This window comes from Evtepia sp. (genome assembly GCF_034090835.1).
Classification (GTDB): Bacteria; Bacillota; Clostridia; order Oscillospirales; family Oscillospiraceae; genus Evtepia.
Genome location: NZ_JAXDRS010000056.1, coordinates 1 through 13,583 on the forward strand (window position 1 = coordinate 1; position 13,583 = coordinate 13,583).

The 13,583-nt window shown below is 58.4% G+C and carries 13 protein-coding genes and 1 pseudogene; 5 read left to right on the forward strand and 9 right to left on the reverse strand.

What is annotated here, in order from left to right; genetic code table 11:
• Positions 1-134: 134 nt before the first annotated feature.
• A pseudogene (locus SOR61_RS10030) lies at positions 135-239 on the reverse strand (DNA methyltransferase); the annotation flags it as partial.
• A gap of 436 nt (positions 240-675) precedes the next feature.
• Here SOR61_RS10030 and SOR61_RS10035 point away from each other — a divergent pair.
• The 5 genes from SOR61_RS10035 (at position 676) to SOR61_RS10055 (ending at position 5,133) form a co-directional block, all read left to right on the forward strand.
• Complete coding sequence (locus tag SOR61_RS10035; RefSeq protein WP_320612522.1) at positions 676-1,230, forward strand: biotin transporter BioY; 555 nt, start codon at positions 676-678, stop codon at positions 1,228-1,230.
• Positions 1,231-1,237: 7 nt separating this feature from the next.
• On the forward strand, positions 1,238-2,212 hold the full coding sequence (gene bioB / locus SOR61_RS10040) for a biotin synthase BioB (RefSeq protein ID WP_320612523.1): 975 nt from the start codon (positions 1,238-1,240) through the stop codon (positions 2,210-2,212).
• Positions 2,205-2,906, forward strand: a complete 702-nt coding sequence (gene bioD / locus SOR61_RS10045) for a dethiobiotin synthase (RefSeq protein ID WP_320612524.1) — start codon at positions 2,205-2,207, stop codon at positions 2,904-2,906. Before bioB ends, bioD begins: the two co-directional genes overlap by 8 nt.
• On the forward strand, positions 2,903-4,099 hold the full coding sequence (bioA, locus tag SOR61_RS10050; protein WP_320612525.1) for an adenosylmethionine--8-amino-7-oxononanoate transaminase: 1,197 nt from the start codon (positions 2,903-2,905) through the stop codon (positions 4,097-4,099). The genes bioD and bioA overlap by 4 nt, the downstream gene beginning before the upstream one ends.
• Positions 4,100-4,200: 101 nt before the next feature.
• Positions 4,201-5,133, forward strand: coding sequence for a DMT family transporter (locus SOR61_RS10055; RefSeq protein ID WP_320612526.1), 933 nt, complete (start codon positions 4,201-4,203; stop codon positions 5,131-5,133).
• 43 nt (positions 5,134-5,176) lie between these two features.
• On the opposite strand, the gene SOR61_RS10060 is transcribed toward SOR61_RS10055, so the two are convergent.
• The 8 genes from SOR61_RS10060 to SOR61_RS10095 form a co-directional block, all read right to left on the reverse strand.
• Entirely contained in the window at positions 5,177-6,265 is a 1,089-nt protein-coding gene (locus SOR61_RS10060; protein WP_320612527.1) for a glycosyltransferase, read from the reverse strand.
• 60 nt (positions 6,266-6,325) lie between these two features.
• On the reverse strand, positions 6,326-7,231 hold the full coding sequence (locus tag SOR61_RS10065; protein ID WP_320612528.1) for a hypothetical protein: 906 nt from the start codon (positions 7,229-7,231) through the stop codon (positions 6,326-6,328).
• A 182-nt stretch (positions 7,232-7,413) separates the two neighbouring features.
• The gene (locus tag SOR61_RS10070) at positions 7,414-9,162 is read right to left on the reverse strand and encodes a Na/Pi cotransporter family protein (RefSeq protein ID WP_320612529.1); all 1,749 of its coding nucleotides are present in this window, start codon (positions 9,160-9,162) and stop codon (positions 7,414-7,416) included.
• Between the two features lie 130 nt (positions 9,163-9,292).
• The gene (phoU, locus tag SOR61_RS10075) at positions 9,293-9,976 is read right to left on the reverse strand and encodes a phosphate signaling complex protein PhoU (protein ID WP_320612530.1); all 684 of its coding nucleotides are present in this window, start codon (positions 9,974-9,976) and stop codon (positions 9,293-9,295) included.
• Entirely contained in the window at positions 9,976-10,764 is a 789-nt protein-coding gene (gene pstB, locus SOR61_RS10080) for a phosphate ABC transporter ATP-binding protein PstB (protein ID WP_320612531.1), read from the reverse strand. Before pstB ends, phoU begins: the two co-directional genes overlap by 1 nt.
• A gap of 20 nt (positions 10,765-10,784) precedes the next feature.
• Entirely contained in the window at positions 10,785-11,621 is an 837-nt protein-coding gene (pstA, locus tag SOR61_RS10085; protein ID WP_320612532.1) for a phosphate ABC transporter permease PstA, read from the reverse strand.
• 1 nt (position 11,622) lies between these two features.
• Positions 11,623-12,504 (reverse strand): phosphate ABC transporter permease subunit PstC, encoded by an 882-nt coding sequence (gene pstC / locus SOR61_RS10090; RefSeq protein WP_320612548.1) that lies wholly within the window; start codon positions 12,502-12,504, stop codon positions 11,623-11,625.
• A gap of 169 nt (positions 12,505-12,673) precedes the next feature.
• Positions 12,674-13,525 carry a phosphate ABC transporter substrate-binding protein gene (locus SOR61_RS10095; RefSeq protein WP_320612549.1) on the reverse strand — a complete coding sequence of 284 codons (852 nt, stop codon included), beginning with the start codon at positions 13,523-13,525 and terminating at the stop codon, positions 12,674-12,676.
• Positions 13,526-13,583 lie beyond the last annotated feature (58 nt).

The following is a 13,583-nucleotide window of genomic DNA, read 5'->3' on the forward strand; positions in this document are numbered from 1 at the left end:
AGATAGGCACATCCGTTTGATTCATCTCATCGCCCCCTTTCTCAAAATAGGTATCGTAAAAGTGTTGATATTTATATTTTTAAGAAAGGCATCACCGGATGGCTGTCAGCTTTAGCCTCACGGGAATTTCACCCCTGCATGCTCATGGTGGGATAGTGATTTTCCGCCGCGCCCTGCACCTTGCTTCTTTCGTACCTCCACGGCGGATCGGCATAGATAATGTTATATTTTTTACTGATTGTTCTGATTCCTCCTTTACATGAGGGCTAATGTGCCCCGAAAATTGATTTTGAAATGGCACTTGATTTTAGAAGCATAAAGCAAAGCAGCACGGTATATGCCGCAAGGGAAAATATCGCGGTATGCAGGTTGTCCGATACGGTCATTCCCTTTACCATGACGGCATAGATGTTCCGTTCTATTTCCGTTGCAGCTTACCATAGAATCATGCAGCAAAAGGTTTCTTTGGGAAAGTAACTTCCTGTCGGCGAGGACTGCTCCCATAGTCCTCGCCTTTTTTATGCCATCAGCAGCATACCTCCCGTTCGAAGCGCCCCTCCCCCTTGCCCCGCAAAACAGCTCCCGGCTAAATTGTAAACTATATTTTTGATTCAGTTGACATATGGTCGACATTTTGATAATATAGTTCACAATCTAAGATAAGGAGGCCTTCCCGTGCGCCAAAGCAACGTCTTTTCCCTCACCCTATGCGCACTGTTCGCCGCGCTCATTGCCGCCGGCGCTTTTCTGCGTGTCCCCATCCCCGTGGTTCCCTTTACCCTTCAATTCCTCTTCGCCGCCCTGGCGGGACTGCTGCTGGGCGGACGGCTTGGGCTGTACTCTGTCCTCCTCTATCTCTTCATGGGGCTTATCGGCCTGCCTGTCTTTGCTGAAGGCGGCGGCCTCTTCTATGTTCTAAAACCCAGTTTCGGCTATCTCATCGGTTTTGCCGTGGCTGCTTATTGGATCGGCAGGGTCGCCCATCGGGTCCCCTCCCCCTCCTTTCGCCGCCTCCTTCTGGCCTCTTTTCTGGGTCTGGCCATTGTCTACCTCTTCGGTATGGTCTACTACGCCCTCATCAGTTCCTTCTACCTGGGCAATCCCATTGGCCTTTGGCCGCTGTTCCTCTACTGCTTTCTCCTGGCTGTGCCGGGGGACATCGTCCTCTGTGTCCTGGCTGCCGCCCTGGCAACCCGCCTCATTCCACATCTAAACCTGAACAGGAAGTGAAACGATCATGTCTTTTCTTACCGACCTCACCCAAAGGGTGCTGCGGGGCGGCACCCTCACCAAGGAAGACGCCCTGCGCCTCTACCAGGAGGAGCCCCTGGAGCCCCTTTCCCAGGCCGCCGATGAAATCCGCCGTCATTTCTGCGGCAGTGCTTTCGATCTCTGCACCATCATCAACGCCAAAAGCGGGCGATGCAGCGAAAACTGCGCCTTTTGCGCCCAATCTGCTCATCACCCCACCTGTGTCACCTCCTATCCTCTGCTCTCCCCGAACGCACTGATCCAGGACGCAAAGAAACGCAAAGACCAGGGAATCCTCCGCTACTCTCTGGTCACCTCCGGGAAACGTCTCTCCCAGGAAGAAGTGGACCGCCTGTGCCCTGTCATCGAAACGATCTGCCGAGAGGTAGGGATCTCCGTGTGCGTCTCTTTCGGGCTTCTGGAAGAAGACCAGTACCGCCAACTGAAAGAGGCCGGGGTGACCCGGGTCCACAACAATCTGGAAACTTCTCAGCGGTATTTCCCCGCCCTCTGTACCACCCATACCTTCCAGGACAAATGCCGCGCCATCCGCGCGGCGCAAGCCGCCGGGCTGGAGGTGTGCAGCGGCGGCATCATGGGTATGGGAGAGACCGTAGAGGACCGGATCGATTTGGCTCTCTCCCTGCGAGACTTGAGCATCCGCAGCGTTCCTGTCAACCTTCTCAACCCCATTCCGGGGACTCCTCTGGCGCAATGCGCCACCCTTTCTCCCGATGCATTCCGGCGCATTCTGGCGGTCTATCGTTTCCTTCTCCCCCAGGCCGCCATCCGCCTGGCAGGTGGGAGAGGTTTACTCCCGGATGGAGGTGCCGCCTGCTTCCGCTCCGGGGCCAACGCTGCCATCACCGGAGATATGCTCACCACCGCAGGCATCACGCCGGAAACCGACCAAGATCTGCTGAAAAAATTAGGGTATGAACGGAGGTGCCAACATGGCTAACACCCTCTTTGTCACGGGGACCGACACCGACGTGGGAAAAACCTACATCTCCGGTCTGCTTCTGAAAGCTCTGCAAGAACGAGGGGAAAAGGCCGCCTATTACAAAGCTGCCATGAGCGGTAACGAACGACAGAAGAACGGCACCATTCTCCCTGGGGATGCCCTTCATGTACAGCGGGTCTCCGGTCTCTCCCAGCCGATGGACACCATGTGTCCTTACCTCTACGAACATGCCTACTCCCCGCATCTGGCCGCTCGGCTGGAAGGAAACCCTGTGCAGTTGGAGAGGGTACTGGACGGGTTCGACCAGCTCTGCCACCAATACGACTATGTGGTCACGGAGGGCTCCGGCGGCATTCTCTGTCCCCTGCGGTTTGACAAGGAAGGCCTCCTTTCTCTCAGCGACTTTGTGCTGGCCCGGCAGATTCCCTGCTTGCTGGTGGCCCACGCCGGGCTGGGCACTCTCAACCACGTGGGCCTCACCGCCGCCTATCTTCATGCCCAGGGCATCCCCCTTCGGGGCATCCTCCTGAACCATTTCCAGCCCGGGAACCTGCTCCACCAGGACAACTGCGCCATGTGCCCCGTGCTCACCGGCGTCCCGGTGGTAGCCTGCGTGGAAGAAGGGCAGGACCATCTTCCCCCTTCCCTGCTGGATCCCCTCTTCCCACCCGAGAAAGGAGCATCCCTATGATCTGGTATCCCTATCAGCAAATGAAAACCATGCCGCCCCCCTATTCCATCGTGGATGCAGAAGGCGTCTATCTCTACACCAGAGACAGGGCCCTCATCGACTCGGTCTCTTCCTGGTGGAGCGTCATCCACGGGTATAAACACCCTCGGCTGAACGCCGCGATCCACCGACAGACTGACCAATTCGCCCACGTGATGCTGGGCGGTCTCACCCACGCCCCAGCCCAGCAGCTGGCGGCAACGCTGGAGGAATGGCTCCCTGGCGATCTGGATCACTGCTTCTTCTCCGACTCCGGCAGTGTAGCAGTGGAGGTCGCCCTGAAAATGGCCCTGCAATACTATGGAAATCAGGGTGAAACCCAGCGCACCATGGTCATGGCCTTACAGCACGCCTACCACGGCGACACCTTTAAGACCATGGAAGTGGGTAACGACGAGGACTATCACTTTATCCTCACTGCCTATGGAAAAAGTCCCCATGTAGTCCATGTTCCCACCACCATCCCTGCCCTGGAAGAGGCTTTTGCCAAGTATCACCGCCAGCTGAACTGCCTCATCGTGGAGCCCCTGCTTCAAGGTGCCGGTGGGATGCGGATGTACGACCTCTCCTTTTTAAAACGGGCCCGGGAACTCTGCGACCACTACGGCGTTCTCCTGATCTTTGACGAGGTCGCCACCGGCTTTGGCCGGACCGGGCACCGGTTCGTGGCTGATCTGGTGCTTCCGGATATTCTGGTTTTGGGCAAGGCTCTCACCGGCGGGTATCTTGGCCACGCCGTCACCGTGGCCAACCACAAGGTGTATCAGGGGTTTTACGACGACGATCCTTCCCACGCCCTGATGCACGGCCCCACCTTTATGGGAAATGCGCTGGCGTGCAGCGTGGCGCTGGAATCCATAGCCCTCTTCCGGGAAGAGGACTATCTCTCCAAAATCCAGCGCATCGAGGCCATCACCCGCCGGGAGATGGCTGGGTTCTCCCATCCCAGCGTCAAAGAGGTCCGCATCCTGGGCGGCTGCGTCTGCATCGAGGTCCATGATCCCGCTCTTTTGCAGGGCTACCAGCAGTTTGCCTACCAGCGAGGGGTGTTCAGCCGTCCCTTCCTTCAGTACCTCTATGCCATGGTCCCCTATGTTATTCAGGAGGACCAGCTGGTACAGGTCCTGGATACCATGAAAGCCTGGTTTCGTTAACGTCCTCTTTGCTTGTCCCGGCCCTTCATCTGTGTTACAATAGGGAATCCCCGGAGCCATCTGTGCTCCGGCATCCTGCGTAACCAAGGAGGGTCCGCCCAATGAAAGTCCCCACCCATCCCACGCCTGGCGTGTCGCTAACCCGCCGGGAATCGGTGAAGCTGCGCTGGCTGCCCTATCTGTTTATTTTCCTGCAAAGCGCCCTCTATGGGTTTGGCGACCCCATCTCCAAGGCAGCCTATGAGGTCATGCCGGTCTACTCCCTGCTGACCGTCCGTTACCTCATCGCCCTCCTGTTCCTCCTGGTGGTGTTCGGCCCTCGGATCCTGCGGGGCCTCAAAACCGCCTCTCCCAAAGACTGGCTGCTGCCCAGCCTCTGTATCGGCGGGGCCTACGTGGTGGGGAACATTGCCCTGGAACTGACCGCCGCCACCTCGGTGGCCTTTCTCCGTTCCCTGGCCACTGTGATGACCCCCCTGCTGGCCCTGGCAGTCTACCGCAGAACCTTCAGCAAGAAACACATCCCCATCCAGGTCCTGGTGGTGGTAGGACTCTACCTTCTGTGCGGCCTGGGTGGCCTGTCCGGGTTTGGACTCGGGGAAATCTTTGCCCTGTTATGTGCCCTTTTGCTGGCAGGTTCCCTGATCTTCGGAGAGCAGGCTCTGGAAAAGATGGACCCGGTCACGCTGACCGCGCTGCAAACCGCAGCTTCGGTCCTGATGGCCGCCCTCTGCGCCTTGATTTTTGACGGAGGATGGCACTTCTCCGGTGCCTCCCCTTCGGTCTGGGGGATCATCGTTTATCTGGCCATTCTCTGCACGGTGGCTGGATACCTGCTGCAAAACGCAGCCCTCCGGTTCCTCTCCTCCCGCACGGTAGCCTTGCTCCAATGCTTCTGCCCGGTGATGACCGCCTTCTTCTCCCGGTTGGTGCTGGGGGAGTCTCTCTCCGCCGCCGGCATGGCCGGGGCTCTTCTGATCCTCCTCTGCGTGGTGGCAGAGACCCTGCTCAAAGAGGAGGACCCGACTTCCTAAGAAACAAAAAACGGTTCAGAACCAAGGTTCTGAACCGTTTTTTCTATGCCTGCGTCACCCGTTCCCGGATCAGTTCCACGTTCTTTTGAATGCGAGGGTCGTCAGGTGCGAAGGTCAACGCCTTTTGCGCTGCCTCCAGCGCCAGCTCATACTGTCCCTGGTAGTAGTAACCCAAACTGGCCAGGTCCCAGGGCTTCTCTCCCCATGCCGACGCCTCTGTCATGTAAGTGCGAGGACACTGCACCAGATCCAGCGCCCGCTTGGTCAGCCAGATGACCCCAGCCCAGTCCTCTTTTCGGCAAGCCAGTTCCGCCAGGTCCAGCCAGGGTTCCCGCAGGTGGGGTGCCTCTCCAATGGCCCGAAGGAGCCAGCGTTCCGCCTCTCCCTCCATCTCCATGGCCAAATAATCCTTGGCCAAAAGGCGCATGGAGGCGCATCGCTCATCTGCCCAGGTGGCCGTCGGAAGGGCCAGATGCCGCTTGAGCATGGCTGCGCTCTCTTCCCACCGGCCGTAAAAATAGTACTCTCTGCCCAGATAATGGGTGTTCCGGTCGTTGCTCGGGTCCTCCTTCACAGCCAGTTCCAACAAAGGCAGGTACTGCCCCCGGCCTTTGGTGTGGTCCGCATGGTGCTCCAGAAAGACCCCCTCCGCCTCCCGCACAACAGGGACACCCCCTGAAAATTGCAGGACCTCATGGACCGGATTCACCCAGCTCCAACCATGTCTGCTGTGCATCTTATCCGAAAAGAAGGTGATCCCCTCCCGGCCGTCGGGCAGGAAATTCCAGGTGTAATGATAGGTCATCCGCTGTACCTCCGGCGCCCAGGCGGCCTCCACCTTTTCCCGCCATCCCGGACGGAATACTTCATCCAGGTCGGTGCACACGCAGATATCTGCGTCCTCCGGCAAGAGTGCCATGGCATGGTTTCTGGCTACGTCAAACCGCCAGGGAGAAATGACCTCCTCGGTTACCTGCGCGCCCAGGTCACGCAGCTGCTGGGGAGTCCCATCCTCTGATCCTGTGTCCAAAACACAGATCACGTCCGCCTCTTTCATGGAGTCCATCCAACGGCTTACAAACTTACTCTCATTCTTACAGATCGCATAGACACAAACCTTATACTTTCCCATGCTTCCTCCTGGCAGGGCCGAAGGCAGCTGCCTTCGGCCCTGATCCTGGGATATGCCCGGTTATTCCAGTCCCAACACCGTCAGGCTGGCCGAGTATCCCTCCACGCCCCTGCTGCGCAAGGTCCGCAGGGTAATGGGGCTTCCGCTTCGATTCACCATCCGGAGGACACTGCCCTCCGGCAGTTCCAGCACCGTGTGACCGGAGACCCGAACCCGGCCGCTGTCCCCAACGGCACGGAATGCCCTGGCTTCTTCCGCCGGCGCACCGGAGCAAGCATACTGGCACTCGCCGGTTCCATCCTCCAGGGTGACCATAACGTCACCCGGTTCCTCTCCTTTGTCGACCACCATGCTCCACTGGATCAGATAGTGACCCTGCCCACGGACGTGGATCTCCCCGGTCCGTCCATCATAATCCAGCGTCTTTCCCACGGTACGGGCGTTGGGGATCACAAAGGATTCCCCATCCTTCACCGTAACATCATCAAGACCACTCTGCGCATACAGAGCAGCAGCAAAGGGAGGCGCTCCACTGGGTCCGGTAGGACCTTCAGGACCCGTCGGGCCAGTGGGGCCGGTGGGACCTTCGTTCCCCTGCGCTCCCGTTGCTCCGGCAGGGCCGGTGGGACCGGTAGGACCTTCGTTCCCCTGCGCTCCTGTTGCTCCGGCAGGGCCGGTGGGACCGGTAGGACCTTCGTTCCCCTGCGCTCCCGTTGCTCCGGCAGGGCCGGTGGGGCCGGTAGGACCTTCGCCCCCCTGCGCTCCTGTTGCTCCGGCAGGGCCGGTGGGGCCGGTAGGACCTTCGTTCCCCTGCGCCCCCGTTGCTCCAGCAGGGCCGGTGGGGCCGGTAGGACCTTCGTTCCCCTGTGCCCCTGTTGCTCCGGCAGGACCCGTCGGCCCGGTGGGGCCTTCCGGACCGGTGGCGCCTATAGGGCCCGTGGGACCAACAGCCCCCGCAGCACCCACAGGGCCCGTGGGTCCTTCCGGGCCGGTGGCGCCTGCAGGACCCGTGGGGCCGGCAGCGCCGGTGGGACCGGTGGGACCAGCAAGCCCCGCCGGACCAGTCGGTCCGGCGGGGCCCTCGGCGCCGGTGGAAGCCCATGTTTATGGACCGCACACCCGGCAGTTTATTCTGCTGTTTGAAGGGCTCACTCCACCAGCGCATACTTTTCTGCATAAGCAGCATACGCCTTCATGAACACCGGTCCTCCGGCCTTGACGTTGTCCAGATAACTGTGGACCCCCAGGCTGTCATGGGACATCTCAATGATGCACCCGGCGATGTTGGAGCAGTGGTCGGCCACCCGCTCCAGGTTGGTCAGCAGATCAGACCAGACGAAGCCCAGTTCGATGGTACACTCGCCCTTTTGCAGGCGGAGAATGTGACGGGTCCGCAGCTGCTCCTTCAGGGTGTCCACCACCTGCTCCAGAGGTTCGACCGTGGAGGCCAGGCCGGGATCATCCTTCAGGAAGGCTTCCAGGGACAGGTCCATGATCTCACCCACAGCAGCCGTCAGCACATCCAGCTCCCGGCGGGCCTGGGGAGAGAAGTTCAGCCCCTTGTTGCGCATCTCCTCTGCGGATTCCAGCACGTTCACCGCATGGTCAGAGATCCGCTCAAAGTCGCCGATGATATGCAGGAGCTTTGCCGTCTGGCGGCTGTCAGCCCCGCTCAGATCCACCTTGCCCAGCTTCACCAGATAGGTTCCCAGAATATCCTCATACTGGTCGGCCTCCTGCTCGGTCTCCCGAATCGCCTGGGCCGCTTTGCTGTCATACTCCTTGATGGACTGGCACGCTGTTTTCATGGCATCCATGGAGATGCGGGCCATGGTCTCTGCCACCTCCTGGCAGCGGCCAATGGCCACTGTGGGGGTGCTCAGCAGACGCTCGTCCAGAATCTGGATCTTGTCGGGGGTCTTGGAATCCGGGATCAAACGGCAGGCCAGTTTTTCCAGCACCCCGGAGAAGGGGAAGAGCAGCGCCGTGCACAGCACGTTAAAGGCCGTATGCACCACAGCGATCCCCAGCTGATCGATGGCCTCCGGCACAAAGGCAAACTGCACCACAGCGTTGACACTGTAAAAGATAATGAGCCACACACAGGTCCCCACAATGTTGAACAGCAGGTGGACCACCGCAGCCCGGCGGGCATTCTTGTTGGCACCCACAGAAGAGATCATGGCGGTGACGCAGGTACCAATGTTCTGTCCCATGATGATGGGAATCGCTGCACCATAGGTCACCTGACCGGTGGCAGAGAGTGCCTGCAAAATACCCACCGAGGCAGAGGAGCTCTGGATGATCGCCGTGAGCAGCGCACCGGCCAGCACGCCCAGAACAGGGTTGGAGAACATGAGAAGGATGTTGCGGAACTCAGGCACATCCTGCAGCCCGGCCACCGCGCTGCTCATGGTATCCATACCGAACATAAGCACCGCAAAGCCCAGAAGGATCATGCCCACGTCCTTCTTCTTGTCGCTCTTGGCCATCATGGTCAGACCCACGCCGATCAGAGCCATGACAGGGGTGAACGAGGTCGGCTTTAACAGCTGCACAAAGAAGTTGCCGCTGTCCAGGCCGGTCAGGCTCAAGATCCAGGCGGTGACCGTGGTACCCACGTTTGCGCCCATAATAACGCTGATGGCCTGCTTCAAAGACAGCAAGCCAGAGTTCACAAAACCAACCACCATAACCGTGGTAGCGGAAGAACTCTGGATCACCGCTGTGACCCCCAGGCCTGTGAGGAAGCCCAGGATCTTACGGGACGTTAATTTCCCCAGCAGGATCTTCAAGCTGCCGCCAGCCCGCTTTTCCAGAGAAGCTCCCATCAGGTTCATGCCGAACAGGAACAGGCTGAGGCCGCCCACCAAGGATAAAATGTCGAACAAATCCATACTTTAACCCTCTCTACGTTTTCATCTCTTGTTTACTCGTTTTTCCTCTATTTTTTACAATAGATAGTCTATCCAAGTCACGTAAAATGAAAAACCATAAAAAGGTTAAATTCTGGTTAAACGACACACCTCATCTCCTCTCCACCTGAGGAAATGCTCCGTCTTTTGACCGCATTCCGGTGATGGCATATTCGACCCATTCCGCCAGGTTGGTGGCGTGGTCGCCGATCCGCTCCAGATACTTCGCCACCATAAGGACATCCAAGCACGCCTCGCCGGCCTGTCGGTCCGCCGCAATTCGGTCAATCAGCCCTTCCTTGATCCGGCCGAACCACCCGTCCACTACATCATCGTAGACGATCACCTTCCGGGCCAGCTCCAGGTCCAGCCGAACGAAGGCATCCAGACTATCGTTCACCATCCGGATGGCTTCCACCGCCATCTGTCGGAGATGCTCGATTTCTTCCGCTGCGGCATTGGTCCGGATCCAGTCCGCCAGCTCTGCAATATCAGAGGCCTGATCGCCGATCCGTTCCAGGTCCGTGATCATCTTCAGCGCCGCCGTGATCCGGCGAAGATCCGTCGCCACCGGCTGCTGTTTCAACAGGAGCTTGGTGCACAGGTTCTCGATCTCCCGCTCCTGCTCATCGATCTCTCCGTCCATCTCCAGGACCTGCGCCTGTAAAACCTCCGCCTTTGCCTCCTCTTCCGTCAGCATTTTGACCGAAGAGGCAATCGCCTTTTCACACAGTCCTCCCATTCGGACCATCTGAGTATGCAGCTGCTCCAGCTGCTGGTTGTATACGTCCCGCATCAGCCAAACCTCCCTGTAATATACTCCTCCGTTCTTTTGTCCTTCGGCATGGAGAAGATCTGGTCTGTGCTGCCAAACTCCACCAGTTCGCCCATGAGGAAAAAGGCGGTCTGATCCGACACGCGTACAGCCTGCTGCATGTTGTGGGTCACCATAATGACCGTATACTTCTTCTTCAGTTCCATAGCCAGATCTTCGATCTTGGCGGTGGAGATGGGGTCCAGTGCCGACGTGGATTCGTCCATGAGCAGCACTTCCGGTTCATTGGCCAACGCCCGGGCAATGCACAGACGCTGCTGCTGTCCGCCGGACAGCCCCAGGGCGCTGGTCTTCAAGCGATCCTTCACCTCATCCCAGATGGCCGCATCCCGCAAAGACTTCTCCACGATCCCGTCCAGGTCCCTCCGATTGCGGATCCCATGGGTCCGGGGACCATAGGCCACGTTATCATAAATGCTCATGGGGACGGGATTGGCCTTTTGGAACACCATGCCGATCTGCTTGCGCAGCCAGGTGGCGTCCAGCTCCTTATCAAAAATGCTCCGTCCTTTGAAGCAGACTTCCCCTTCGATCCGCACCCCGGGCACCAGGTCATTCATGCGGTTCAGCGTCTTTAAAAACGTGGACTTGCCGCAGCCGGACGGCCCGATGAGTGCGGTGATCTCATGGGCAGGAATCGCAACATCGATGTTTCTCAAGGCATGGTTTCCCCTGCCCTCTGCGCCGGCTTTCTTTCCGTCTGCACCATACCACAGATTCAGATTCTTTGCTGTCATGATTTCCGACATGGGTCATCTTCCTTTTCGTTTCAGTTTTTTCCAGCCATCGTGGCCGCAAAATTGATGAAGAACACCACCAGCATCAAAATGGCTGCAATGGCAAAGGCCACACCGGTCTCTCCCCGCTCGTTGGCGTAGACGTACAGCGCCACCGTCAGCGTGGCCGAAGAGGATTCCAGCGATGCAATAAAGTTGTTCAGTTCCAGGCCAAAGCCAGCGGTAAACAAAAGGGCTGCCGACTCTCCCACAATACGGCCCACGGCCAAAATACAGCCTGTCACGATGCCGTCCACTGCGTTGGGCAGCACCACCGTCCGTACGGTATGCCATTTCCCGGCACCCAGCGCCAGTGCACCTTCCCGATACGACTGGGGGACCGTCTTGAGGCTCTCCTGGGTGGTGCGGATAATAGTGGGCAGGATCATAATCACCAGCGTCAAACCGCCGGCCAGGATCCCTGCCTGCAGTCCCATCATCTGAATAAAGAACAGCATACCCACCAAACCAAAAATAATGGAGGGGATCCCGGTCAGCGTCTCTGCGGCAAACTCAATGGCTGCTACCATCTTTCGATTGGATGCATACTCGGTCAGATAGATGGCTGCCCCTACACCCAGAGGGAGAACAATGACCATGGACACCACAATAATGTACAGGGTATTCAAAAGATTGGGCAGGATCCCAATGGTATCGTTCAGATAACTGGTCTTGGTGGTCAGCAGTTCCCAACTGATGTTCCCAAGCCCACGATAAAAAATGTATCCGATCAAAAAGACCAGCAGTGCGCAGGTGATACCGGCGCAGAGATACAGCAAACACCGCACGCCCCGGTCATATACCCTGCGTTGTGCAGAGAGCTGCTCCATATCACTTTCCCTTCTTTCGTTTGATGCAAACATTCAAAAATACGTTAATGAGCATAATAAACAGGAACAGGACCAGCCCAATGGAAAACAGGGCCTGCCGCTGTAAGCTGCCCACGGAAGCATAGGACATTTCCGATGCAATGGCCGTAGTCAGGAACCGCACCGAAGTAAACAGGTTCGGCATATTGGGCACGTTGCCTGCCACCATGATAATGGCCATGGCCTCGCCAATGGCACGGCCTACCCCCAAGACCACAGCCGTTGCCACACCGCTGCGCGCAGCAGGAAGGGAAACCCGGAAAACGGTTTCCAGTTTGGTGGCCCCCAGGGCCAGAGAAGCCTGCTCATACTCCTCCGGGACGGCGCGAAGGGCTGTTTCCGAAACACTGATGATCGACGGCAGGATCATCACTGCCAGCACCACCATGGCCGCCAGCAGACAGGCCCCGGAAGACAGGGAAAAACCCTTCTGAATGGCAGGGACCAGGACGATCATCCCCACCAGGCCATAGACCACTGAGGGAATCCCGGCCAGCAGCTCCACCGCCGTGCGGATCAGGGCTGCCACCCTGGGATCGGCTGCCTTGGCCAGATAGACCGCCGTCATCAGGCCCACCGGTACACCGATGATCACCGCACCTGCCGTGCCATAAACAGAGGTCAGGATAAAGGGCAGGATCCCGTAGGAAGGCTCTGCGGTGGTGGTCGTGGGCGCCCACACCGGCCCGAAGAGAAAGTCCGCCAATCCGATCTCCCGGATCGCAGGTACGCCGGAAAGAAGCAAATAAAGACTGATAAAAAGCACAAAGGCCACCGCTACAATGCCGCACAGCAGGAACAGGGTCTGCATCACCCATTCCAATGCGTTTTTTGCCCTGTGCATGGTTCTGTTTTCACACTTTGTATACTCTGTGGACAGCGTCCTGGCACCGCCAGGATGATTCCATCGTTTTTCCATGGATAGTCCTTCCTTTCCCTGTCCCCCGCCGATAAGGGGCCCAGGCCTCCGTCCCCCGTTGGGAAGAAGGCCCGGGCCTGAGGAGGGGGTCCGCTTACTTCGCCGTGGGCACTGCACCGGCATTCCGGATCAGTGCGTTGGCTGCGGAAGAGGTTGCATAGTCGAAGAAGGCCTGGGCTGCCTCAGAGAGGGCGGCATCCTTCTTGGTCACCAGAACAAAGGGGCGCTGGATCTTGTAGGTCCCGTCCAGAACCGTCTCTTCGGCGCAAGCAACGCCGTCCACGGTCAGCACTTTGATGCCGTCCTTTCCCTCCACAGAGGACAGGGATGCATAGCCAATGGCGTTGGGGCTGCTCTTTACAGCTTCGATCACAGCGCCGGTGGAGGTCAGCTCCTGGCTCAGCTTGCAGGCATCCTTGGTCTTGGTGATGGACTCAAACCCATCACGGGTACCGGAGCTTGCTTCCCGGCCGATGCAGGCGATGGCACCGGCGCTGCCGCCAACCTCGCTCCAGTCCTTGATCTCACCCCGGAAGATCTGGGCGATCTGCTCCACGGACAGGTCCGCCACAGGGCTCTCTGCGTTGACGATCACAGCGATGCCATCCAGCGCCACATTGGTGCCCACCAGGCCGGAGGCGATCTCTTCCTCCTTCAGCGCCCGGGAAGACAGACCAATGTCACAGGAACCGTTGCTCACAGCCTGAATGCCGGCGCTGGAACCGGTGGCATCGTAAGAAATACTCACACCGCTGTTCTCCGATTCAAAAGCTTCCTTCAAGTTGCCGATCACCTTTTCCATGGAGGTAGAACCGTTGGTCGAAATGGTGCCGCTCAGGGAGGCGGTCTGGCCGCCCTCTGTGGGCTTGCTGTCGCTGCCGCCGCATCCAGCCAGCCCCAGGACCAGCACAGCAGAGGCCGCAAGAATACCAAATGCTTTTTTCATTGTTCTTTTCATGTTGTTTCGTTCCTTTCTCATTGATTACAAGGACAGTGTAATCCCC